Raw genomic sequence first — 21,585 nt, 5'->3', positions numbered from 1 at the left:
CTGCCCATTGGAGAAAAGCCCGCTCCTCTCAGGCCGGGTCGGCCCCCGCTCACATCAGAAGGCGAGTTGCGCGCTGTCCATGGCCGCGATGTCCGCGGCGCGGCGGTAACGGAACACCGTCGCCGGCGGCACGTTGCGCACGATGGTGCCGATCCGCTCCACGCCCAGATCGAGCGCATCGGCGACCGAATCGGCCAGCGGCGGGCGCGGCGAATAAGTGAACTGGATGAACGCGCCGCCCGGGCGCAGCAGCCGGAAGGCCTCGCTGACGATCGCGCTCTGCAGGGTCTTGCTCATCGCCAGCAGCGGCAGACCGCTGATCACGCACTGATAGGCACCCTCGCCGCCCGTGCATTGGCCGAGCACGGCCTGAGCCGGCGCCTCGATGATCGAAACGCCCGAAAAATCGCGCCGCAGGTTGCGCGCAAAACCGGGGTTGATCTCGACCACTTCCAGATGCGTGCGCGGCAGGCCGGTCGCCAAAATCTGACGGGTGAGCGCACCCGTGCCGCCGCCGAACTCCATGACGAGACCGCCTTGAGGGTCGATCTGCGAGGCCATCAGCCGGCCAAGATGCGGGCTGCTCGGCACGATGGAGGCCGTCTGGCGCGGTTTGCGCAGCCAGGCGTGCAGGAATTTCAGATAATCCCCGGCGCTTGACCGACGATCGGTCAGTGCGGAACTCTTGCTCGCCATCGCCCCTCGCTCGCTTGTCACGGAACCGTCTCACTAGTGCGCCGTGGGGGCGCTGGGAAGAGGCAAGATGGGGGTGATGGATCGGCTTTGTGCGCCGCTCGTCCTGAAAAGCACAGGGACTGGCTGGTCAGTGCGTCACATGCCGCACGGCCGCGAGAAGACGCTCCGGATCGAACGGTTTGACCAGCCAGCCCGTCGCGCCGACTTGCCGCGCACGGGCGCGCTTTTCCTCGCTATATTCAGTGGTCAGCACCAGCACCGGCCGGTCGACATGGCGCCGGCCCTGCGCCCGCAACGTCTCGATGAAGCCGAAGCCATCGAGCCGGGGCATGTTGATGTCCGTGATGACAAGATCGGCCTCGTTGGCCTCCAACCAGTCGAGCGCGGCCTGGCCGTCCTCGGCCTCGACCACCTCATAGCCGCCACCGGTCAGCGTCATGCGCAGCAACGCCCGCATGCTGCGGCTGTCATCGACTGTCAGAACCTTCGGCATGTGCTTGTGCGACCTTCTGCCCGTTCGAGCGAAGGCACGCCATAAGGGTGGCAGCGTTTACAAATCGTCGACAGCGCAGACCGACGACGGTCCGGCCCGGTCAGATTTCTGCGTTGATCACCCAGTCGTGGAACATGCGCACAGCGCGCTTTTCCATGGCTTTCGGGCGGCAGACGAAGAAATAGCGATAGGGGCTTTCGACATGATAATCGAACAGCCGCACGATCCGGGGGTCATGCGCTTCCTTGAAATGGCGCCCATGCATCGCGGCGATGCCGAGTCCTTGTGCCGCCGCCTCCAGCATCAGCGCGCCCGAATCATAATAGTCGATCGACGCCGGCGTTAGATTCGGCAGGCCGACCGCCTCCTTCCAGACGTCGAACGTCGCCGACATGTCGCGGTGAACCAGCAGGGTCTGGCGGGCGATGTCCTCAGGGCGCGTGACCGGCCGGGGGCCTTCCAGCAAGGTTTTCGACCCGATGAGGTAGACAAGATCGCGATCCAATTCGCGACCGTATAGCGAGGGATCCACATCCCGCGCCAGCACGATGGCCGCGTCCAGCCCTTCGCCCAGGCGCGCGATGGCATTGGGGCTGGTATCCACGTCCAGATGGAGATCGGGATGCTGCTTGTGTAGCTCGCCCAGCCGCGGGAACAGGCGTTGGCTGGCGAACAAGGGCAACATGCCCAGCCGAACCCGCATCGTCCGCGCGCCACCAGTGGCGCTCTCGATAGCCGCGCCCAGCGCATCGAGCGCGGGCGCGATCTCCTTGATCAGGGCATGGCCGTTCTGATTGAGTTCGAGCTGCTGGTGTTTGCGCTCGAACAGGTTGTAGCCCAAAAATCGCTCGAGCGCCTGGATGCGGCGGCTGAGCGCGGGGGCTGACAAAGCCAGTTCCTCGGCCGCGGCCTTTACCGAGCCGGTGCGGGCGACCTGCACAAAAGCCTCGAGGGCGGTGAGAGGGGGAAGCCTGCGCATCGATGTTTAACGGGACCCAAGTTTATGCTGCATTGCACAACTATGCCGCAAGCGCTCAGCCGACGCCAGAGCGTTTTGAGCCTTTGTTATCTCAACGCTATCCGCGACGCGACGCCAGACGCCAGAGCCGTTCGACAGGCCCCTGCCCCATCGATCGCCGCCAAAGGACCGACCAGACGAGCATTACGGTCCACATCGCCAGCACGACCAGCAAAAGCTGCGTCCGCGTCAGCGCGCCGAACAGCCCTCCGCCATAACCGTAGAACAGGCCGGTCATCAGCAGGCTGGTGAGCAGGTAATTGGAGAGCGCCAGCCGGCCAATCGTTGCAATGGCCCGAACCAGCGGCGCCTGCGGATATTGCGCCGCCAGTCCCATCGCCAGCGCGGCCAGAGCGACGGCCAGGGGCAGACGGAGCGGCACCGACCAGCCGAACAAGGCTGCCTGCGCCGCGAGCGCATCGCCCGACAGCAGCACCCAGATGCCAAGGCCCGCCATCGGCACCAGGCCGACCAGCATCGCCCGGTGCCATGTCGCGCGATATTGGGGGACCGGCCACTGGCCCGCCATGAAGCCGCCCTTGAGCATCGCCATGCCAAGCGCGATGAAGGCCAGACATTCGGGCCAGGAATAGAGGATCTGATTCAGCGCCGCCCGCGGCGCGGCGCCGATCCGCTCGGCAAAAATGCCAGCATAGCCACCAGTATAAAGCACGATCTCATTGGCAACCGCCCGGCTCGCGCCCATGCCGGCCGAGTCCGCATAGGCCTGCCAATGCTCGACGATGGTTGGTGCGGCTCCCGGTGCCAGCGCTGCCGCGCGGAGCGAGAAGGCGGGCCATACCGCCACCAGATTGATCGCCCACTGGAGCAGCAGCAGGGCCAGCGCGAGCTTGATGAGGCCGAGCGTCTCGAACCGGATGAACAGGGTGGCGATCAGGCCGCACAGGGCCAGCTGGACGAGGATATCGCCCGACCAGAGCAGCAGATAATGCGCAACGCCGATGGGCAGCAGCCACAGCATCCGCCGGCGATGCGCCTGCAGCCCGTCCCGCCCGCTCATCTCTGCCGATTCGATCACCAGCAGGATGGACGCACCCAGCAGCATCGCGAAAATCGCACGCATCTTGCCATCGACCAGCAGGAAGGTCGCGAACCAGGTCGCCAGATCCGCTGGCCCTTGCGTCCCCACCGTGAACGGGTTGAACCCCGCTGCAGAGGGCAGCCCGAAGGTTACGATATTGCCGAGCAGGATGCCCATCACGGCGCACCCCCTCAGAAAATCCAGTCCCTCGATCCGAAAGCCCTCATCGGCCATGCGCTGTGCTGTCCCGGTTGCGGGCCGGGCGCATGAGCGGGCCGGCGCCTTGTTCGATTGGTCGTTGCTCTATCGCCTTTTGGCGTGACGTCCACCCCAAGCTGGTGCATTCGCGCGGCGATGGTCAGCGACTGCAAGACACGCATCGGCGCCGCATTCGGCGCGGCGGCGCCCCGCTATGAGGGCGATGCCGGCGTGCACCGCCATGTCGCCATGCGCCTGCTCGACTTTACGACGGGCGGCACCGATACTGGTGCGCGCGATCCGGCAACCGTGCTGGAGATCGGCTGCGGCACCGGCCTGCTGACGCGGCTGATTGCGGAGCGCTGGCCGAATGCGGCGATCACCGCCACCGACATCGCGCCCGGCATGATCGCGGCGATACGTGAGGCCGGCAGCCCGGCGCGGCTGCTGGTGATGGATGGAGAACGCCCGGATCTGGGCACCGAGCGCTTCGACCTCATTCTCTCCAGCCTCGCCTTCCAGTGGTTCGAGGATTTGCCGGCAGCCCTCGCCCGCCTGCACGGCCTTTTGGCGCCGGGCGGGAGCCTGTGCTTCGCCACGATGGGCGCCGAGAGCTTCAGTGACTGGCGCGCAGCCCATGCGCGCGAAGGGCTGGTCTGCGGTCTGCGCGACTATCCGAGCCGCGATGAGGTGGCCGCGATGGCGCAGGCTTTGGGCCAGTGCGATCTTGCCGAGGAGCTGGTTCCGCTGCACGCGCCTGGCGGGCTGGCGCTGGCCCGGCATTTCCACGCCATCGGCGCGCGGGTGCCGCAGCCCGGCTATCGCTGCCTCGCGCCCACTTCGCTCCGCCGCGTGATGGCGCGGTTCGATACGGATAGCGGGGCTTCAAACTACCACATCATCTATGGCAGGCTGTGGCATGACTGATCGACCGACCCTGCGCAGGGCAGTAGCCGAGGATGCCGAAGCCCTGGCGAGGCTGAAGCTTACCTGCTTTCGCGAGACCTTTCTGGAAGACTTCGCGGTCCCCTATCCGCCCACTGACCTCGCCCGGTTCGAAATCGAGGCCTATGGCGCGCAGGCCGTCGCCCGCGAACTGGCGGACCCGACCCACGCCAGCTGGGTGTGCGCCACTCCCGGCGGAGAGCTGGTCGCCTATGCCCATGCCGGACCGAGCAAGCTGCCGCACCCGGAGGTCAGCGCGCACTCCGGAGAACTTTATCAACTCTACGTCCGTCGCGCCCATCAGGGGTACGGGTTGGGAGGCGCCTTGCTGAAAAGCGCGCTGGATTGGCTTGCAGAGCGCTATCCGGGGCCAAGCTGGCTCGGCGTCTGGTCCGGCAATGACCGGGCGCAGGCAGTCTACGCGGCCGCCGGCTTCCACAAGGTCGGCGATTATCTGTTCCATGTCGGTGACCACCGCGACGAGGAATATATTCTGCGCCGCGACTGAAAGCGATGCAGCGTTTCTGCCGCCCGACGAACCGCAGCCCCGTTTAGAGTTTTGCCATAGTTCGGCGCCTAGCCTGCGCCAGAACGACACGGTGCCAAAAGCCGTGGCAAAGCTGGGAACGGACGGACAAGATGCGGGCTGCAGAAATCCTCAACAGGTCGGACCTGCCGCGTGGACAGCAGATATGGATGGGGCTCGCCTCAAGCCTGCTGGCGCTCTCGCTGGCCGGCTGCGGTGGCAGTGACAGTGGCGGTGGCGGCAGCGGATCGACGCCGATCACGGTCGCGCCGACCCCCACCCCCACGCCCGCGCCAACCCCGGCGCCCACACCCACGCCAAGTCCTACCCCGACGCCGACCCCTACCCCAACGCCGACAAGTTGGACGGCGGCGGCGGCCGCGCTCTACGATACGCAACCGAATGTCGCCTCGTGCAACACCGGCGTGCTCAAGACCAGCGTGCGGATGGACATGCTGGCCAAGGTGAACGCGGTGCGCGCGCTGCATGGGCTTCCCGCCGTCGTTTACGCGGCGTCTGCCAATCAGGGCGTCGACGATTCCTCGCTCATGATGGCCGCGAACAGGACGCTGGACCACAATCCCCCACCCACATGGACATGCTATACGACCGCAGGTCGCGACGCCGCCGGCTCGGGCAATCTCATCGGCGGATGGGGGTCATTGCCATGGCGGACCGAAGACGATCTGCTGGCGGGGTGGATGACGGAGCGCAACAGCCTCTCGATCGGCCACCGTCGCTGGATCCTGAACCCGTTCCTCGGTCAGATTGCTTATGGGCGGTCCGTGTATCAGCTGCCTTCGGGCGAACGCGCAGATGGCGCGACGATGAAGGTCTTTGGTTTCAGCACCAGCGTCGCGGCACCAGCCCCGAGCAGCCTGCCCGATTTCATCGCCTATCCGCAGGGCAACTATCCGCAGCGTTACTTCGGCGCGAGCGACATTCTCTCGTTCACCGTGCTCGCCAACAAGACCGGGACCTATGGCGCCAACGGAAACGTCGGCTTTAGCGGCGCCATCATCACGGTCAGCAGCGGTGGCACGAGCCTGCCTGTCACCAACGTGAAGTATGACAATGACGGATATGGGGTGCCGAACAACATCGAGTGGCGCGTGACGGGCCTGCAGGCCAACACGACCTACACCGTCAAGATTGTGGGCATCACCGGCGCGCCGCAGAGCGGCTACGAATACACTTTCCGCATGGTGCCCTGACCCGGCCGCATGGCGCCCTGAGCCGGCACCGACGGGCGCCGGTCAGGCGTCCATCAGCGCCGGGAAGAAGCCTTCATGCGCGGTGCGCAGATCGGCCAGCGCGACCGAATGGTCGCTCTCGGGCAGCTCGAAGATGATGCGGTTGGCAATGGTGCGACCCAGCCGCGCGACCGTGACGCCGCGCGCCTCGGCATGGCTGAGCATCTCGACCAGCGCCGCATCGCGCACGGTCACGACATACAGGCCCTGATCCTCGGCGAAATAGGTTTCCGCCGTGGTGCCGGCCAGCGGCTGATCGAGGATCGCGCCGATGCCGCCGGCAAGCGCCATCTCCGTCACCGCAACGGCCACGCCGCCATCCGATACGTCGTGACAGGCCGTGATCGCGCCGCAGCGAATGGCCTCGCGCACGAAATCGCCGGTCCGGCGCTCGGTGGGGAGATCGACCGGCGGCGGCGGTCCCGCATCACGGCCTTCCAGCCCATGGACCTGCCGCAGCCAGAGTGACTGGCCGAGCGATCCGGTGCGCTCCCCGACGAGGAAGATGATGTCGCCGACATCCTTGAACGCGATGGTGCACATCCGCTCGACATCCGGCAGCAGGCCGACGCCGCCAATGGCCGGGGTGGGCAGGATCGCGCTGCCGCCGCCCGTCGCCTTCGACTCATTGTAGAGCGAGACGTTGCCCGACACGATGGGATAATCGAGCGCCCGGCAGGCCTCGCTCATGCCCTCGAGACAGCCGACGATCTGGCCCATGATCTCCGGGCGCTGCGGATTGGCGAAGTTGAGGCAATTGGTGATGGCGAGCGGCTGGCCGCCCACTGCCGTGATGTTCCGCCACGTCTCGACCACCGCCTGGCGGCCGCCCTGCACCGGATCGGCATAGCAATAGCGCGGCGTGCAGTCGGTGCTCATCGCCAGCGCCTTCTTGGTGCCATGCACGCGCACGACGGCCGCGTCACCACCGGGCGCCTGCGCGGTGTCGGCGCCGACCATGTGGTCATATTGCTCCCAGATCCAGCGGCGCGATGCGAGATCAGGCGAACCCATCAGCGCAAGCAGATCGGCTGCGGGATCTTTGCTGTCCGGTGTGCTGGCGAGCGGCGCGAGCGGCAGAGTCGGCACATGAGGGCGATCGTAGAGCGGGGCATCGTCGGCCAGCGGGCCGAGCGGGATGTCACATACGGTCTCGCCATGGTGGACCAGCACCATCCGGCCCGTATCGGTCACTTCGCCGATGACCGCGAAATCCAGCTCCCATTTGTGGAAGATCGCCTCGGCAAAGGCCTCCTTACCGGGCTTGAGCACCATGAGCATCCGCTCCTGGCTCTCCGAGAGCATCATCTCATAGGCGGTCATGCCGGTTTCGCGCTGCGGCACCTTGTCCATGTCCAGCCGGATGCCGACGCCACCCTTGGACGCCATTTCCACCGACGAGCTGGTCAGGCCTGCCGCGCCCATATCCTGAATCGCGACGATGGCGTCAGAGGCCATGAGTTCGAGGCAGGCCTCGATCAGCAGCTTCTCGGTGAACGGATCGCCGACCTGAACGGTGGGGCGCTTCTCTTCTGAATCCTCGCCGAAATCGGCCGAGGCCATGGTCGCGCCATGGATGCCGTCGCGCCCGGTCTTGGAGCCGACATAGACGATCGGATTGCCGACGCCCGAAGCGGCCGAATAGAAGATCTTGTCCGTCTCCGCGACGCCCACCGTCATGGCATTGACGAGGATGTTGCCATCATAAGCGGCATGGAAATTGGTCTCGCCGCCGACCGTCGGCACGCCCACGCAATTGCCGTAACCGCCAATGCCCCGCACGACGCCGGAAATGAGGTGCTTCATGCGCGGATGATCCGGACGCCCGAAGCGCAGCGCGTTCATGTTCGCGATCGGGCGCGCGCCCATGGTGAACACGTCGCGCAGGATGCCGCCGACGCCGGTCGCCGCTCCCTGATAGGGCTCGATGTAGCTCGGGTGGTTATGGCTCTCCATCTTGAAGATCGCCGCCTGCCCATCGCCAATGTCGATGACACCGGCATTCTCGCCGGGACCGCAGATCACCCAAGGCGCCTCGGTCGGCAACTTCTTCAGGTGGATGCGGCTGGACTTGTACGAGCAGTGCTCGCTCCACATCACCGAGAAGATGCCGAGCTCCGTGATATTCGGCTCGCGGCCGATGGCGTTCACAACGCGCTCATATTCCTCGGGGGTGAAACCGTGTTCGGCGACGATTTCGGGGGTGATGCCTGAGGCGCTTGGGGTGGTGCTGGTCGACATGAGCGGCCTTTATCGCCGCCAGCGGGCGGGCACAACCGCCCGATCGGCCCTTGTAACGAAAAAGGCCGACCCTCTCGGGTCGGCCATTCTTTGAGCATCGGCCCGCCAGGGCGGACCGTGCGGTTGAACCAAGATCAGCCGATCAGCCCGCCTTGCAGGCCTGACCGTTATACGTGACCGTCTCGCCGGCGCCTTCCAGCTTCGTCGCGCCATCGGCGGAAACGAAGGGCTGGCCGGCTTCCGGTGCCTTGAGCCCGGTGATCGGACCGCCCTTTTCGGTGCGCAGGTTCGCCGTCACATCGTCCGTCATGAAGTCGACGAAGATCAGGCTGTTGTCCTTGCAGCGATAGGTGGTGCTGGCACGGAGCATGGGAGGCAGGGCGACGTTACCGGCATTAGCCAGTTCTGCAGCCATCGGGTCATTCGTGCCAGTGTTGAAGGTTTCAGGCTCGGACTTGCACGCAGACAAGGCGAGCGCGGCCGCGCAAAGCGCGATTGAGGGGTATGTGAGGGTTTTCATAGCCCCGCGGCTATTGCGATTCGCTCCCGCGAGGTCAACTTGATTTGCGTGACAATACGCCATTTTTCGGGGGAGCGCTGAGAGCACGCTTGACCCTGTGGGGGAGCCGGGTCAATGCATGGGCATGGCAGACGAAACCGAGAACGGCACCCTCAGCTTCGAGGACGCGCTCAAGCGCCTGGAGGCGATTGTCCAGCAACTGGAGCGCGGCGACGTGCCGCTGGACCAGTCCATCACCCTCTATCGCGAGGGCGAGGATCTGCGGCTGCAATGCCAGAAGCGGCTCGATGCCGCGCAGGCCCGGATCGAGCAGATCACAGCGAGCGCCGATGGGTCCGCCGCGCGGACGGCCCCTTATCCCAGTGAATGATCCGCTGATGCGCGAGGATGCCGGAACCCGGCTGGAAACCGCCCTGACGGAGATTGCGCAAGCCATCGACGTGCAGTTCGATCGGTTGCTGCCGGTCCCCGATGACCAGCGCGCGCGGCTTTATGAGGCGATGCGCTACAGCGCCATCGGCGGGGGCAAGCGCCTGCGCCCGCTGCTGGTGAAGGCAAGCTGCGACCTCTTCAACATCGGCTGGGAAAGCGCGGTGCGCGCCGGCCTCGCCGTCGAGTGCATCCACGTCTATTCCCTGATCCACGACGATCTGCCCGCGATGGACAATGACGATATGCGGCGCGGCAAGCCGACGGCCCATCGCGCCTTCGATGAGGCAACGGCAATCCTCGCCGGCGACTGCCTGCACGATCTCGCCTTCGCGGTGCTGGCGGACGAGCGCACGCACGCTGATGCGACCGTGCGCTGCGAACTGATCGCCAGCCTGGCCCAGGCCAGCGGCCCGGCGGGCATGGCCGGCGGGCAGATGATGGACCTCGTCGCCGAAACGACGCAGTTCGATCTGCCGGCGATCACGCGACTGCAATTGCTCAAGACCGGCGCGCTGATTGTCTTCTGCCTGGAAGCCGGCGCCATTTTCGCGCGAATCCCCGAGGAGCGACGCACCAGCCTGCGCGGCTATGCCCATGATGTCGGCTTGGCCTTCCAGATCGCCGACGATCTGCTGGACATCGAAGGGGATGCCGCCGTCACCGGCAAGGCCGTGGGCAAGGACGCCGCTGCTGGCAAGGCCACCTTCGCCTCATTGATGGGCGTGGAGAAGGCCCGGCAGCAGGCATCCCTGCTGGTGGCGCAGGCCAAGGACCATCTGCGCGATTTTGGCGAGGAAGCCGATCTGCTGCGCGACATTGCCGATTTCGCGATCAGCCGCAGCTATTAAGGACGCGCACATGGTTCACCGCATCGGCCTTTATCCGGGAACCTTCGACCCTATCACGCTCGGCCATATGGACATCATCCGGCGCGGCTCGAAGCTGGTCGACAGGCTGGTGATCGGCGTGACGACCAATCCCAGCAAGTCGCCTTTGTTCACGCTGGACGAGCGGCTGGCGATGGTCCGGCGGGAATGTGCGGGAATCGATGCGGATATCGACGTGCGGCCCTTCGATTCGCTGCTGATCGATTATGCCCGCTCGGTCGGCGCCTCGCTGATCCTGCGCGGCCTGCGCGCGGTGGCGGACTTTGAATATGAGTATCAGATGGCGGGCATGAACCAGTATCTCGATGCCAGCATCGAGACGGTGTTCCTGATGGCCGACGTCGCGCTGCAGCCGATCGCCTCGCGCCTCGTGAAGGAAATTGCAGGGCTGGGCGGCGACATCGGCAAGTTCGTTTCGCCCGGTGTTCGCACCGATGTGATGGCGCGGCTCGGCATGAGCGTCGACGCCGGCAGGGCAGACGAGACTTGACGGGTCATCATTGGTTCAGCCATGCGACGCTAGTTGGCGGCCGGGCCCGGTTCGGCCGTGAAATGAGGATGGACGACATGCGTGTTACCCGACTGTTTGGCTCCGGCATTGCGCTTGCCGCCGCCTGCGGCCTCATGCTGGCCAGCGCCAATTCCGCCCAGGCCCAGCCGGGCGGCGGTGCGCAGGATGCCCTGGCGAAGGCCGAAATGGCGGCCCGCGCGCAAAAGGATGCCGACGCCCTGCGCGAGGACGCGGAGAAGTCCACGGACAAGCCGCTCGTCGCAATGACGCCGGTCACGCCCGAAAACACCTGGGTGCTGACGCTCTCGGACGGCGCCACCGTGCGCATCCTGCTCCGCCCGGACGTGGCCCCCGGCCATGTCGAGCGGATCAAGACGCTAACGCGGGAAGGCTTCTACAACGGCCTCAAGTTCCACCGCGTGATCGATGGCTTCATGGCGCAGGGCGGCGACCCCAAGGGCGATGGCACCGGCGGATCGCCCCTGCCGGACCTCAAGCAGGAGTTCAGCTGGCTGCCGCACATGCGCGGCACCGTCTCCATGGCCCGCGCGCAAAGCGATGACAGCGCCAACAGCCAGTTCTTCATCATGCTGATGCCGCGCATGCAGCTCGACCACAAATATACGGTTGTGGGCCGGGTGATCGATGGCATGGCCGGTGTCGACCAGATCGCCAAGGGCGAGCCGCCGGCTCAGCCGACGACCATCGTGCGCGCCTATATCCAGAGCGATCAGCAGGCCGCCGCGCCCGCCGGCAGCAGCACGGCAGGCTGAGCGCGCCGATACGCGCGAGGGATTACCGGCCAGCCGCCCCGCGCTGACCGGCACCTGTTCAATGTCCGGCGCAGACGCTAAGGGCGCCAGCCATGCGCGTTGACCTTTTCGATTTCGACCTGCCGCCCGAGCGGATTGCCCTGCGTCCGGCCACGCCACGCGATGCCGCGCGGATGCTGGTGCTCCAAGGCCAGGACGGGGGCCTGCGCGATATGGGCGTGCGCGATCTGCCGACCGTGCTCCGTGCCGGCGACTGCCTCGTCTTCAACGATACGCGCGTCATCCCCGCCCAGCTGGAGGGGCAACGCGGCGAGGCGAAGGTCGGAGTGACGTTGCACAAGCGCCTCGGTCCGCGCGACTGGCAGGTCTTCGTGCGCAACGCCAAGCGAGTGCGGCCCGGCGACATCATCGCCTTCGCGCAAGGCGTGCACGCGCAGGCCGGCGAGCGGGACGCCGATGGCGGTATGACGCTCAGCTTCCTCGGCGACGAACCGGTGGAACTTCTGCTCGAACGCGCCGGCCAGATGCCCCTGCCCCCCTATATCGCCAGCAAGCGGCCCACCGACCAGCAGGACCGCGAGGACTATCAGACGATGTTCGCGCAGGAGCCGGGTGCCGTCGCGGCGCCCACAGCAGCGCTGCACTTCACGCCCGGCCTCGTCGCAGCGCTCGCCGAGGCCGGTATCGGCCAGGCCACGCTCACGCTGCATGTCGGTGCCGGCACCTTCCTGCCGGTCAAGGCCGACGATACCGACGAACACCGCATGCATGCCGAATGGGGGCGGATCGACCAAGCGACGGCGGATCGGCTGAATGCGGTCCGTGCCAATGGCGGGCGCCTGATCGCGGTGGGCACGACCAGCCTGCGCCTCCTCGAAAGCGCCACCGGGGAAGATGGCATCATCCGGCCATTTGCGGATGAGACGCGCATTTTCATCACCCCGGGCTATCGCTTCCGCGCCATTGACGGGCTGATGACCAATTTCCACCTACCCCGCTCGACCTTGTTCATGCTGGTCAGCGCGCTGATGGGGCGGCAGCGGATGCAGGTGGCCTATGCCCACGCCATCGCGCAGGGCTATCGCTTCTACAGCTATGGCGATGCGAGCCTGCTACTCCCCTGAGGGCGGGCTGCGGGGGGCCTAGATCAGCCCGAGCCGGCCAAGATCGGCCGCCAGCTGATCGGGCAGCATGTCGCCGCCCTCGCCATCCCCCATATCCGGCGGCGCATCCTCGTGAGCCAGATAGCGCCAACCCTGATGGGCGCGCTTGGGGCGCGGCACCACCGGGATGAGCCGCGGGGCGAGGCGAATCCACTGCCGTCCATCCGGCCGCGCCTCAAACCCGAGCAGCGGACTGCGCCCGACGATCTGATGCGCCAGTACCCAATAGAGCGACCCGCCGGCCATCTCCTCATGCCGCTTGGGCAAATAGCGCGTCGTCAACCGCGCCTCGCCACCCTCTCCGGCCTGCGCGTGGCTTTCCAGCCACTCCCGCAAGGTGGCGGCGCTCTCCGACTGGAAGGCGATCTTGGTCATATGAAGGGGCATGATGCCGATCTAGGGCGTGGCGGCGAATTCGCAATGGCGGGAAGCGGTGGGGCGGGAGCGGTGGTTGGTTGCCTGGTTCCGCGTCCGCCACCCAAGCGGTTAGCGAAGCAGTTAGGTTATCGAGGGCGGGCGTATTCTACCCTCTCCCCCTGAGGGAGAGGGATGCGCAGACTTGGCAGCGTGCTGCCTAGTCGAAGCTGGGAGAGGGGTATGCGATCCGCTGGATCGCGCGGATCAACGATCCGCCACCCCTCATCCAACTGCGCCTAGCCGCCTACTGGCGACAAGGCTCCGTATCCTTCTCCCTCAAGGGGAGAAGGTTGAAGACTCGGCAGCAATGTCGTCCTATTCGCTTAGACGCTTTGCTGCCGCGCAGCAGTCAGATCGCCACCGAAGCGCTCTCCTGACCCGCTATTGGCACCACCTCTGCCACCACCCAAAGCCCCCACAATAGTTTCGCTTCGGCCTGCTAAAGCAAGCGTCGGTTGCGGGCTTGGGTGCTCGAACGCATCTACCACCCATGGCGCACTCTGAGTCCTTTACGGCCGGCACGGTCTATCTCGTTGGCGCAGGTCCGGGCGATCCCGATCTGCTGACGGTGCGTGCTGCCCGTTTGATCGGCCGGGCGAGCCTGATCGTGCATGACGGTCTGGTCGATGCCGCCATCCTCGCTCTGGCTTCGCCGGATGCGGAGCTGATCTCAGTCGCCAAGCAACGCTCGCGCCATTCGATGAAGCAGGAGGCGATCAATTCGCTGCTCGTCGGCGAGGCGCTTTCGGGCCGTGACGTCGTGCGCCTCAAGGGCGGCGACCCCTTCATTTTCGGCCGTGGCGGCGAAGAGCTGGAGGCCTGCCGCGAGGCTGGTGTGCGCTGCGAGGTCGTGCCCGGCATCAGCGCGGCGGTCGGCGGCGGCGCCAGTGCCGGCCTGCCACTCACGCATCGCGAGGATGCCAGCATCGTCAGCTTCGTCGCGGGGCAGTGCAAGGGTCTTTCCGAGCAGAATTGGGTCGGCCTGGCCGGGCCCGGACGCACGCTCGTCATCTATATGGGCCTCGCGACCAGCCAGGATATTGCCGAGAAGCTGATGCGCGACGGGCTCTCGCCCTCGACGCCGGTCGCGGTCATTGAGAAAGCGACGCGCCCCGATCAGCGCGTGCTGCGCAGCCTGCTCGCCGATCTCGGCGATCTTGTGGCGCGCGAGGCGGTCGAGAGTCCGGCGCTGATCGTGGTGGGCGAGGTCGTGCGGCATGCCGATGCGCTCGATTGCCTGCCGCTTGGATCATTTCACATTCAGCACAGCACAGGTGCGGGGAGCCACTGACGACATGAATATCCTGACCGGCAATGATCTCGCCACCGGCGACGTCATCTGGTGGACTGGCCAAGGCTGGTCCATCCATGTGAACGACGCCGTGGACGTCGGCGAGAAGGCCGCGGAAATCGCCCAGGCCGAAGCCGCCGCGCGTCGCGTGAACGAAGCCTATGTGATCGACGGCGAGCAGGACGGAGAAGGCAGTATCCGCCCCGCCCACATCAAGGAGCGTATCCGCGCGCTCGGCCCGACCGTGCGCCTCGACTTGAGCCTCAAACCCGCCGACCCCAATGCCGGCAACTGGGTGATCTGACATGTACCAATATGACACTTACGACCAGGCGATGGTGGATGCCCGCGTTGCCGAATTCCGCGACCAGACCCAGCGTCGCCTCGACGGGCAGCTGAGCGAGGCGCAGTTTCGCCCGCTCCGCCTGATGAACGGCCTGTATCTCCAGCTGCACGCCTATATGCTGCGCGTCGCCATTCCCTATGGCACGCTGTCGGGCAAGCAGATGCACATGCTCGCCCACATCGCGCGCAAATATGACCGCGATTACGGCCATTTCACCACCCGCCAGAACATCCAGTATAACTGGATCAAGCTCGCGGACGCGCCGGACATTCTCGCCGATCTGGCTTCGGTGGAGATGCACGCCATCCAGACCAGCGGCAACTGCATCCGCAATATCTCGTCCGACCAATATGCCGGCGTCTCCGCCGACGAGGTCGCCGATCCGCGCCCGCTCGCGGAACTGCTGCGCCAGTGGTCGAGCTTCCACCCGGAGTTCACCTATCTGCCGCGCAAGTTCAAGATCGCGGTGATCGCGAGCGCAGAGGATCGCGCGGCCATGCGCCTGCACGATATCGGCATCGAGCTGGTGAAGAAAGACGGTGAAATCGGCGCCCGCGTGTTCGTGGGTGGCGGTATGGGCCGGACGCCGATGGTGGCGCCGGAAATCCGCGACTTCGTGCCCTTCGCCGAAATCGTCTCCTATCTAGAGGCGTGCCTGCGCGTCTACAATCGCCACGGCCGGCGCGACAACAAGTACAAGGCGCGGATCAAGATCCTCGTCCACGAAATGGGCCGGGAGGAATATACCCGCCAGGTCGAGGAAGAGTTCGCGCACATGAAGACGCTCGGGCTCGATCCGCCGCTGGCCGAACTGGCTCGCATTGCCGATCACTTCGCGCCGCCCGCCTATGAGACCGGCCTCTCGGACGAGATCGACCTCTCCGACCGCGATTTCGCGGCTTGGGTGAGCACGCAGGTGAAGCCGCACAAGGTGCCGGGCTATGCCATCGTCAACATCAGCCTGAAGCCCATTGGCGGCATTCCGGGCGACGCCTCCTCCGCGCAGATCGACCTGATGGCCGACCTAGCCGAGAAATACAGCTTCGATGAGCTGCGCGTGACCCACGCCCAGAACATCGTGCTGGCGCATGTGAAGAAGGCGGATCTCTACGCGCTGTGGAAGGCGCTGGAAGAAGCCGATCTCGGCACCGCCAATCTCGATCTCATCAGCGATATCATCGCCTGCCCGGGCCTGGATTATTGCAGCCTTGCCAATGCGCGCTCAATCCCGGTCGCGCAGAAGATCGCGCAGCGCTTCTCCGATCTCGATCGGCAGAAGGAGCTGGGCGAGCTGAAGCTGAAGATCAGCGGCTGCATCAATGCCTGCGGCCACCACCATGCCGGCAATATCGGCATTCTCGGCGTCGACCGGAAGGGTGTGGAGAATTACCAGCTCCTGCTCGGCGGATCGGGCGCGGACGATGTCAGCCTCGGTCAGATTACTGGTCCTGGTTTCGACGAGAACGGCATTGTCGATGCGGTCGAGAAGGCCACCAACGTCTATCTCGCCAACCGGCAGGAGGGCGAGCGCTTTGTCGACACCTTCCGCCGGATCGGCATGGCCCCGTTCAAGGAGGCACTTTATGCTTGAATATCTGTCCCTGCGTGAAGGCGGCGAGGCAGCCGAATTGCCCGCCGTGACGCTGGAGGCCTTTTCCGGCCAGAGCAATTCGGCCGCCGTGCGCATCGAGCCGGGCGAGGACGCCCGCGAGTTGCTGCCGCATCTGGACCGCGTGGCGCTGGTGGAGGTGAACTTCCCCGTGTTCGGCGACGGACGCGGCTATTCGGCGGCGCGCATCCTGCGTGAGGCTGGCTATGCCGGGGAGTTGCGCGCGGTGGGTGATGTCGCGGTCGATCAGATCAGCCATATGGTTCGCTGCGGGTTCGACAGCTTCCGGCCGGACAAGCCGCTCGACCCTGCGCTGGTCGAGGCAGCGCTCAACCGCTTCCCCGGCGTCTATCAGAAGACCGTCGATCCGCGCGCGCCGATCTGGGCGCAGCGCCACGGAGCGAGCAATGGCTGAAGCCGCTCGCCAGATCGACCGGATTGACGCCGCCCCGCGCTGGACGCAGGCGGATGCGGACGCGCTCAACGCGCGCTTCGCGGGCGTGGATGCGGGCACGATGCTCAAGACGCTGTTCGCCGAGGATGCGCTGGGCACGGTCGCCGTCGTCTCCTCCTTTGGCACGGAAAGCGCGGTGCTGCTCCACCTCATCGCACAGGCGGACAAGAGCGTGCCGGTGATCTTCGTCGACACCCTCAAGATGTTCCCGGAAACGCTGGACTATCGCGATACGCTGATCCGCACCCTCGGCTTCACCGACAGCCGCGTCGTCGAGCCGAAGGCCGACGTGCTGGCGGCGAAGGACGACAAGGGTCTGCGCTGGTCCTACGACCCCGATGGCTGCTGCGAGATCCGCAAGGTCGAGCCGCTGGCCCGCGCCAAGCAAGGCCTCGATGCGTGGATTAGCGGGCGCAAGGCCTTCCAGTCCGTGACGCGCCAGAACCTGCCGCGCTTCGAGATCGAGGACGGGCGCCTGAAGATCAATCCGCTGGGTGATTGGGACAAGGCGGCGCTGGAAGCCTATTTCACCGCGCACGACCTGCCCCGCCATCCGCTGGAAGCACAGGGCTATCTCTCGATCGGCTGCGAACCCTGCACCAGCAAGGTGATGCCGGGCGAAGACCCGCGTGCCGGTCGCTGGCGCGGCTGGGACAAGGTGGAATGCGGCATCCACACCAGCTCGACGCCGCTGGCGGACCCCGAAGACCCGGCGAACCAACCGGCGTTTTGAGGCGAAGCTCGGCGTCGAATGCCTCGGGGCCTGTCAGGGATTGCCGCTTCATCTATCGTCACCCCGGGCTTGCCCCTGAGTCCACCTAACTGAATAGCCCTCTCCCCTTCAGGGGAGAGGGTTGGGAGAGGGGAAACTCGGCACAGCAGCTCGCCCCTCTCTACTCCGGCTAGCCGATAAATCGGCAAGCCTGCGTATCTCTCCCCTCGAGGGGAGAGAGTAACTTGCCGGTCAAGCGCTTCCAAACCTGGTCGTCGCGGCGTAGGCATTGCGCCTCACCCCCAGCCGAAAGCCCCCATGCCCACCGCCCCCACCCCTTATGACGCCATCATCCTCGGCGCCGGCGCCGCCGGGCTGATGTGCGCGGCGGTCGCTGGGCAGCGGGGGCGCAAGGTGCTGCTGCTCGATCATGCCGATGAGCCGGGCAAGAAAATCCTCATTTCCGGTGGCGGGCGGTGCAACTTCACCAATCTCCATACCGCGCCGGATCGCTACCTCTCCGGCAACCGCCATTTCGCCAAATCGGCGCTGAGTCGCTACACCGCGCAGGATTTCCTAGCGCTGGTCGAGCGTTATGGCATCGCCTGGCACGAGAAGACGTTGGGGCAACTCTTCTGCGACGGTAGCGCGCGGCAGATCGTCGCCATGCTCCTGGAGGAATGCGCGAAGGGCGCGGTCGACATCGCCTGCGCCTGCCCCATCCGCGAGGTCACCCATGCCGATGGCCAGTACCACGTCAACACACCGCGTGGCATCGCGACCGCGCCGGCGCTGGTCATCGCCACGGGCGGGCCGTCCATTCCCAAGATGGGCGCGACCGGCTTTGCCTATGACCTCGCCCGCCAGTTCGGCCTCAAGGTCGTGCAGCCGCGCCCGGCGCTGGTGCCGCTGACCCTGAGCGGCGAAGACGCGCTGTTCCGGGAGCTGTCCGGCGTCTCGGCCGATGTCGTTGCCCGCACCGGCAAAACACGATTTCGCGAGGCGGCACTGTTCACGCATCGCGGGCTTTCCGGCCCGGCGATCCTGCAAATCTCCTCCTACTGGCGCCATGGCGAGGGCGTTGGCATCGACTTTCTGCCCGATCATCCGCGCGACTGGCTGCTTGCCGCCAAGCGGGAGGCCCCGCGCACAACCCTGCGCCGCCTGCTCCGCGCCGCTCTGGCCGAGCGCCTCGCGGACCGGTTGGCGGCCGATCTCGCGCTGGAAGCGGAGCTCGGCAACCTGCCCGACCGCGCCCTTGCCGCCGCACAAGCGCGGCTCGCGGACTGGACGTTCCTGCCCAATGGCAGCGAGGGCTATGCCAAAGCGGAGGTGACGGCGGGCGGCGTCGATACCGCCGGCCTATCCTCGCAGACGATGGAGGCCAAGGCGGTTCCGGGCCTGTATGTGATTGGTGAGGCGGTGGATGTCACCGGGTGGCTGGGCGGCTATAATTTTCAGTGGGCCTGGGCCAGCGCCAATGCGGCCGGGCAGGCGGTTTAAGTCCACTGCACCATCATCGCACCCACGTGCTCCTGCGGAGGCAGGAGCCCAGGGCGGAGAAGTTGGTCGGCTGCGTCCTGGGTTCCTGCCTTCGCAGGAACACAACATCTGCTAGACAAGCCACCAACTCCGTTCGTGTCGAGCGAAGTCGAGACACGGAGAGCACCGTCCTTACGTCTTTCGAGTTCAGCAACGGCTCAAGTTGATCCTGAGCGCCCGTCCTGGGGGCAGTCTAAGTCCATAGACACGAACGGAAACGGAGGTTCAGGCCAAGCCCTCCACCTCACTCATAACCATCATCCGCCCCGGCATAGCTATCGTCCGCCAGATCGGTGAACCGCGTGATCTTGGAATCGAAGTAGAGCCGCACCTTGCCCGTGGCGCCGTGGCGCTGCTTGGCGACGATCAGCTCGGAATGGCCGGTGATCCGGTCCATCTTTTCGCGCCAGGCGGCATAAGCGCCCTCGTCCTCGATCTTGGGCTCCTTGCTCATCTCGTAATAGTCCTCGCGGTAGAGGAACCACACCATGTCGGCGTCCTGCTCGATCGAGCCGGATTCGCGCAGGTCCGAGAGTTGCGGGCGTTTGTCCTCGCGGCTTTCCACCGCGCGGCTGAGCTGGGAGAGCGCGATCACCGGAACCATCAGCTCCTTGGCGAGCGTCTTCAAACCACGGCTGATCTCGGAAATCTCGTTGACGCGGCTGTCGCCGGCCTTGCCCGAGCCTTGCAGCAGCTGGAGATAGTCGACCACGATCATGCCGATATTGTGCCGGCGCTTGAGGCGGCGGGCACGGGTGCGCATCGCCGCGATGGTGAGGCCAGCGGTATCGTCGATGAACAGCGGTAGATCCTGCAACTCGCGCGAGGCGCGGACGAGGTTCTGGAACTCGCTATGGTTGATCCGCCCCATGCGCAGCTTCTCGCCGCTGATGCCCGACTGCTCGGCGAGAATACGCGTCGCCAGCTGGTCGGCGGACATTTCCAGGTTGAAAATGGCAACCGGCGCGCCGATCGACTTTTCCGGCGGAATGCCGTCGGCCATGTCGCGCATCCAGCGGCTGGCAGCGTTATAGGCGATATTGGTCGCCAGCGAGCTCTTGCCCATGCCCGGGCGTCCGGCAACGATGATGAGGTCCGACGGGTGCAGGCCACCGGTGCGGTTGTTCAGGCCATCCAGGCCCGAGGTGATGCCCGAGACATGGCCGCCGGAATTGAGCGCCTTCTCCGCCATGCCGACCGCAAGCCGCGTCGCCTGCGCGAAGGTCTTCATGCTGCCGGTGTCACCACCCTGCTCGGCCACCGCATAGAGGGCCAGCTCCGCCTGCTCGATCTGCCCCTTAGGGTCGATGGCATCGGAGGTGTCGAGCGCCTTGTCGACCAGCTCCCGCCCGACACCGACCAGCTCGCGCAGCAGCGCCAGATCATAGACCTGCCGCGCAAAATCGCGCGCGCCGATCACCGCCGCGCCGCTGCCGGTCAGCTGCGCAAGATAGGCCGGGCCGCCCAGTTCCTTGAGCGCGGGATCGCTTTCCAGCAGCGGCTTCAGCGTGACCGGATTGGCGACCATGTTGCGATCGACCAGCTTTAGGATCGCCTCATAGATGCGCCCGTGCAGCGGCTCGAAGAAATGCTCGGCGCGCAGCTCCATCTGCACGTCCTCGACGATCCGGTTGTCGATCATCAACGCGCCGATCAGCGCAGCCTCCGCCTCCACATTGCGCGGCATACGGGCTTCAGAGCCGGGCACATCGGGCACCGGGGCAAGACGGATCGTGTTTTCTGACATGGGGGGCGCATTGTCCTCTCTTCCGACCTGCGGCGCAAGAGCCGAGGGTGCGTCCAGCTGTGGAGGATTGTGGATAAGACTGGGGATGGATTTCCGGCAGGCTCGCACCCGGAGCCGCCGTTCGTCCTGAGTAGCCGCTGAGCCTGTCGAAGCGGCGTATCGAAGGACTGCCCACCAGCGCCACAGTTGCTTCGATACGGCCCTTCGCTACGCGCCTCCGGCGCTACTCAGCGCCTACTCAGCACGAACGGCATCTAAGGAGAAGCACATGGCGCTGGTGGGCACGCCTATCTAAGGTGTTCATACCAGGAACCCAACTCTACAGCATTGACGACTTCTTCAACCGTAATAGGGATCGTCTTGTCTGGCGGTCCCCACCGCCGAAAACCCCAGAAAAATGTGGCAATCAACACGGTTGCAATTGCCAATCCCCCGAATGTGGACCAGCCCGCCATCCCAGCGATTGCGCCGCCCAAGGCGGCAGGCGGGATAATGATCAGTCCAAACCAGCAAGAAAGCCCCTCTGGCCCAAAATGGTCCCTCCAATGCTCGTAGAGTTGAGTCAGGTCGGTTCCGAACCGCTCATGCACAGCATTGAAAAACTCGACTGCGTCGTTGCCGTCCATGCCGAGACCCTGGAGCCGATCCGAAAGGTGCACCTTTTCGCAAGGCAACCCACACCCCCAGGCAACGAGGTCAATCACCTCGGCTTGGTAGTTTCGGCTTGTCATCGCCTATTGATGGCCCCGTGCCATACACATCTCAGGGT

23 protein-coding genes are annotated in these 21,585 nt (G+C 65.5%); 14 read left to right on the top strand and 9 right to left on the bottom strand.

All coding sequences use genetic code 11. The features are described from left to right. Positions 1–54: 54 nt before the first annotated feature. From M2341_RS03915 to M2341_RS03900, 4 genes are all read right to left on the bottom strand, one after another. The gene (locus M2341_RS03915) at positions 55–696 is read right to left on the bottom strand and encodes a class I SAM-dependent methyltransferase (RefSeq protein ID WP_264584294.1); all 642 of its coding nucleotides are present in this window, start codon (positions 694–696) and stop codon (positions 55–57) included. A 127-nt stretch (positions 697–823) separates the two neighbouring features. Beyond that, a complete protein-coding gene (locus M2341_RS03910) occupies positions 824–1,189 on the bottom strand; it encodes a response regulator (protein WP_181558739.1) in 366 nt (121 codons plus the stop codon). Between the two features lie 100 nt (positions 1,190–1,289). Next, on the bottom strand, positions 1,290–2,168 hold the full coding sequence (locus M2341_RS03905; RefSeq protein ID WP_181558738.1) for a LysR substrate-binding domain-containing protein: 879 nt from the start codon (positions 2,166–2,168) through the stop codon (positions 1,290–1,292). Between the two features lie 97 nt (positions 2,169–2,265). Further along, positions 2,266–3,483, bottom strand: coding sequence for a DUF418 domain-containing protein (locus M2341_RS03900; protein ID WP_264584293.1), 1,218 nt, complete (start codon positions 3,481–3,483; stop codon positions 2,266–2,268). Positions 3,484–3,567: 84 nt separating this feature from the next. Between M2341_RS03900 and M2341_RS03895 the strand changes: the two genes are divergently transcribed. From M2341_RS03895 to M2341_RS03885, 3 genes are all read left to right on the top strand, one after another. Beyond that, the gene (locus M2341_RS03895) at positions 3,568–4,374 is read left to right on the top strand and encodes a methyltransferase domain-containing protein (protein WP_264584292.1); all 807 of its coding nucleotides are present in this window, start codon (positions 3,568–3,570) and stop codon (positions 4,372–4,374) included. After that, positions 4,367–4,900 (top strand): GNAT family N-acetyltransferase, encoded by a 534-nt coding sequence (locus M2341_RS03890; protein WP_264584291.1) that lies wholly within the window; start codon positions 4,367–4,369, stop codon positions 4,898–4,900. The genes M2341_RS03895 and M2341_RS03890 overlap by 8 nt, the downstream gene beginning before the upstream one ends. A 188-nt stretch (positions 4,901–5,088) precedes the next feature. After that, positions 5,089–6,132: a CAP domain-containing protein gene (locus M2341_RS03885; RefSeq protein WP_264584290.1), complete on the top strand. Its 1,044-nt coding sequence runs from the start codon at positions 5,089–5,091 to the stop codon at positions 6,130–6,132. Between the two features lie 42 nt (positions 6,133–6,174). Here M2341_RS03885 and purL read toward each other — a convergent pair whose 3' ends face one another. Next, positions 6,175–8,412 (bottom strand): phosphoribosylformylglycinamidine synthase subunit PurL, encoded by a 2,238-nt coding sequence (gene purL / locus M2341_RS03880; RefSeq protein ID WP_264584289.1) that lies wholly within the window; start codon positions 8,410–8,412, stop codon positions 6,175–6,177. Between the two features lie 142 nt (positions 8,413–8,554). After that, entirely contained in the window at positions 8,555–8,932 is a 378-nt protein-coding gene (locus M2341_RS03875; RefSeq protein ID WP_264578189.1) for a hypothetical protein, read from the bottom strand. A 124-nt stretch (positions 8,933–9,056) separates the two neighbouring features. Between M2341_RS03875 and M2341_RS03870 the strand changes: the two genes are divergently transcribed. The 5 genes from M2341_RS03870 to queA all read left to right on the top strand — a co-directional run bounded on the left by M2341_RS03870 (position 9,057) and on the right by queA (position 12,659). Continuing rightward, complete coding sequence (locus M2341_RS03870) at positions 9,057–9,302, top strand: exodeoxyribonuclease VII small subunit (RefSeq protein WP_264576537.1); 246 nt, start codon at positions 9,057–9,059, stop codon at positions 9,300–9,302. Positions 9,303–9,309: 7 nt separating this feature from the next. Further along, positions 9,310–10,212, top strand: coding sequence for a polyprenyl synthetase family protein (locus M2341_RS03865; RefSeq protein ID WP_264584288.1), 903 nt, complete (start codon positions 9,310–9,312; stop codon positions 10,210–10,212). Between the two features lie 10 nt (positions 10,213–10,222). Further along, positions 10,223–10,741 (top strand): pantetheine-phosphate adenylyltransferase, encoded by a 519-nt coding sequence (coaD, locus tag M2341_RS03860; RefSeq protein ID WP_264584287.1) that lies wholly within the window; start codon positions 10,223–10,225, stop codon positions 10,739–10,741. Positions 10,742–10,818: 77 nt separating this feature from the next. Then, positions 10,819–11,535, top strand: a complete 717-nt coding sequence (locus tag M2341_RS03855) for a peptidylprolyl isomerase (protein ID WP_264574466.1) — start codon at positions 10,819–10,821, stop codon at positions 11,533–11,535. A gap of 92 nt (positions 11,536–11,627) precedes the next feature. Further along, on the top strand, positions 11,628–12,659 hold the full coding sequence (queA, locus tag M2341_RS03850; RefSeq protein ID WP_264584286.1) for a tRNA preQ1(34) S-adenosylmethionine ribosyltransferase-isomerase QueA: 1,032 nt from the start codon (positions 11,628–11,630) through the stop codon (positions 12,657–12,659). An 18-nt stretch (positions 12,660–12,677) separates the two neighbouring features. Here queA and M2341_RS03845 read toward each other — a convergent pair whose 3' ends face one another. After that, on the bottom strand, positions 12,678–13,085 hold the full coding sequence (locus M2341_RS03845; RefSeq protein WP_264572045.1) for a DUF1489 family protein: 408 nt from the start codon (positions 13,083–13,085) through the stop codon (positions 12,678–12,680). 520 nt (positions 13,086–13,605) lie between these two features. Between M2341_RS03845 and cobA the strand changes: the two genes are divergently transcribed. From cobA to M2341_RS03815, 6 genes are all read left to right on the top strand, one after another. Continuing rightward, on the top strand, positions 13,606–14,406 hold the full coding sequence (cobA, locus tag M2341_RS03840; protein WP_264584285.1) for a uroporphyrinogen-III C-methyltransferase: 801 nt from the start codon (positions 13,606–13,608) through the stop codon (positions 14,404–14,406). 4 nt (positions 14,407–14,410) lie between these two features. After that, on the top strand, positions 14,411–14,710 hold the full coding sequence (locus M2341_RS03835; RefSeq protein WP_264584284.1) for a DUF2849 domain-containing protein: 300 nt from the start codon (positions 14,411–14,413) through the stop codon (positions 14,708–14,710). 1 nt (position 14,711) lies between these two features. Next, positions 14,712–16,343, top strand: coding sequence for a nitrite/sulfite reductase (locus M2341_RS03830; protein ID WP_264578182.1), 1,632 nt, complete (start codon positions 14,712–14,714; stop codon positions 16,341–16,343). Beyond that, positions 16,336–16,776, top strand: coding sequence for a DUF934 domain-containing protein (locus tag M2341_RS03825; protein ID WP_264576544.1), 441 nt, complete (start codon positions 16,336–16,338; stop codon positions 16,774–16,776). The genes M2341_RS03830 and M2341_RS03825 overlap by 8 nt, the downstream gene beginning before the upstream one ends. Continuing rightward, positions 16,769–17,548, top strand: coding sequence for a phosphoadenylyl-sulfate reductase (locus M2341_RS03820; protein ID WP_264574460.1), 780 nt, complete (start codon positions 16,769–16,771; stop codon positions 17,546–17,548). Before M2341_RS03825 ends, M2341_RS03820 begins: the two co-directional genes overlap by 8 nt. 297 nt (positions 17,549–17,845) lie before the next feature. Continuing rightward, positions 17,846–19,030, top strand: coding sequence for an NAD(P)/FAD-dependent oxidoreductase (locus M2341_RS03815; RefSeq protein ID WP_264584283.1), 1,185 nt, complete (start codon positions 17,846–17,848; stop codon positions 19,028–19,030). 283 nt (positions 19,031–19,313) lie between these two features. Here M2341_RS03815 and M2341_RS03810 read toward each other — a convergent pair whose 3' ends face one another. Together M2341_RS03810 and M2341_RS03805 are read right to left on the bottom strand one after the other, a co-directional pair. Beyond that, positions 19,314–20,816, bottom strand: a complete 1,503-nt coding sequence (locus M2341_RS03810; RefSeq protein ID WP_264576546.1) for a replicative DNA helicase — start codon at positions 20,814–20,816, stop codon at positions 19,314–19,316. Positions 20,817–21,103: 287 nt separating this feature from the next. Further along, positions 21,104–21,442 carry a hypothetical protein gene (locus M2341_RS03805; protein ID WP_264584282.1) on the bottom strand — a complete coding sequence of 113 codons (339 nt, stop codon included), beginning with the start codon at positions 21,440–21,442 and terminating at the stop codon, positions 21,104–21,106. Positions 21,443–21,585 lie beyond the last annotated feature (143 nt).

Origin of the sequence: Sphingobium sp. B7D2B (assembly GCF_025961895.1) — a bacterium.
GTDB lineage: Bacteria > Pseudomonadota > Alphaproteobacteria > Sphingomonadales > Sphingomonadaceae > Sphingobium.
Note: the sequence above shows the minus strand (reverse complement) of the source record. Positions and strands in the feature narration are given on the sequence as shown.

What these genes read in the sequence shown, in the direction of transcription:
- M2341_RS03915 (WP_264584294.1), bottom strand. Translation starts at nt 696, where the DNA reads ATGGCGAGCAAGAGTTCCGCACTGACCGATCGTCGGTCAAGCGCCGGG.
- M2341_RS03910 (WP_181558739.1), bottom strand. Translation starts at nt 1,189, where the DNA reads ATGCCGAAGGTTCTGACAGTCGATGACAGCCGCAGCATGCGGGCGTTG.
- M2341_RS03905 (WP_181558738.1), bottom strand. Translation starts at nt 2,168, where the DNA reads ATGCGCAGGCTTCCCCCTCTCACCGCCCTCGAGGCTTTTGTGCAGGTC.
- M2341_RS03900 (WP_264584293.1), bottom strand. Translation starts at nt 3,483, where the DNA reads ATGGCCGATGAGGGCTTTCGGATCGAGGGACTGGATTTTCTGAGGGGG.
- M2341_RS03890 (WP_264584291.1), top strand. Translation starts at nt 4,367, where the DNA reads ATGACTGATCGACCGACCCTGCGCAGGGCAGTAGCCGAGGATGCCGAA.
- M2341_RS03885 (WP_264584290.1), top strand. Translation starts at nt 5,089, where the DNA reads ATGGGGCTCGCCTCAAGCCTGCTGGCGCTCTCGCTGGCCGGCTGCGGT.
- purL (WP_264584289.1), bottom strand. Translation starts at nt 8,412, where the DNA reads ATGTCGACCAGCACCACCCCAAGCGCCTCAGGCATCACCCCCGAAATC.
- M2341_RS03875 (WP_264578189.1), bottom strand. Translation starts at nt 8,932, where the DNA reads ATGAAAACCCTCACATACCCCTCAATCGCGCTTTGCGCGGCCGCGCTC.
- M2341_RS03870 (WP_264576537.1), top strand. Translation starts at nt 9,057, where the DNA reads ATGGCAGACGAAACCGAGAACGGCACCCTCAGCTTCGAGGACGCGCTC.
- M2341_RS03865 (WP_264584288.1), top strand. Translation starts at nt 9,310, where the DNA reads ATGCGCGAGGATGCCGGAACCCGGCTGGAAACCGCCCTGACGGAGATT.
- coaD (WP_264584287.1), top strand. Translation starts at nt 10,223, where the DNA reads ATGGTTCACCGCATCGGCCTTTATCCGGGAACCTTCGACCCTATCACG.
- M2341_RS03855 (WP_264574466.1), top strand. Translation starts at nt 10,819, where the DNA reads ATGCGTGTTACCCGACTGTTTGGCTCCGGCATTGCGCTTGCCGCCGCC.
- queA (WP_264584286.1), top strand. Translation starts at nt 11,628, where the DNA reads ATGCGCGTTGACCTTTTCGATTTCGACCTGCCGCCCGAGCGGATTGCC.
- M2341_RS03845 (WP_264572045.1), bottom strand. Translation starts at nt 13,085, where the DNA reads ATGCCCCTTCATATGACCAAGATCGCCTTCCAGTCGGAGAGCGCCGCC.
- cobA (WP_264584285.1), top strand. Translation starts at nt 13,606, where the DNA reads ATGGCGCACTCTGAGTCCTTTACGGCCGGCACGGTCTATCTCGTTGGC.
- M2341_RS03835 (WP_264584284.1), top strand. Translation starts at nt 14,411, where the DNA reads ATGAATATCCTGACCGGCAATGATCTCGCCACCGGCGACGTCATCTGG.
- M2341_RS03830 (WP_264578182.1), top strand. Translation starts at nt 14,712, where the DNA reads ATGTACCAATATGACACTTACGACCAGGCGATGGTGGATGCCCGCGTT.
- M2341_RS03825 (WP_264576544.1), top strand. Translation starts at nt 16,336, where the DNA reads ATGCTTGAATATCTGTCCCTGCGTGAAGGCGGCGAGGCAGCCGAATTG.
- M2341_RS03820 (WP_264574460.1), top strand. Translation starts at nt 16,769, where the DNA reads ATGGCTGAAGCCGCTCGCCAGATCGACCGGATTGACGCCGCCCCGCGC.
- M2341_RS03815 (WP_264584283.1), top strand. Translation starts at nt 17,846, where the DNA reads ATGCCCACCGCCCCCACCCCTTATGACGCCATCATCCTCGGCGCCGGC.
- M2341_RS03810 (WP_264576546.1), bottom strand. Translation starts at nt 20,816, where the DNA reads ATGTCAGAAAACACGATCCGTCTTGCCCCGGTGCCCGATGTGCCCGGC.
- M2341_RS03805 (WP_264584282.1), bottom strand. Translation starts at nt 21,442, where the DNA reads ATGGACGGCAACGACGCAGTCGAGTTTTTCAATGCTGTGCATGAGCGG.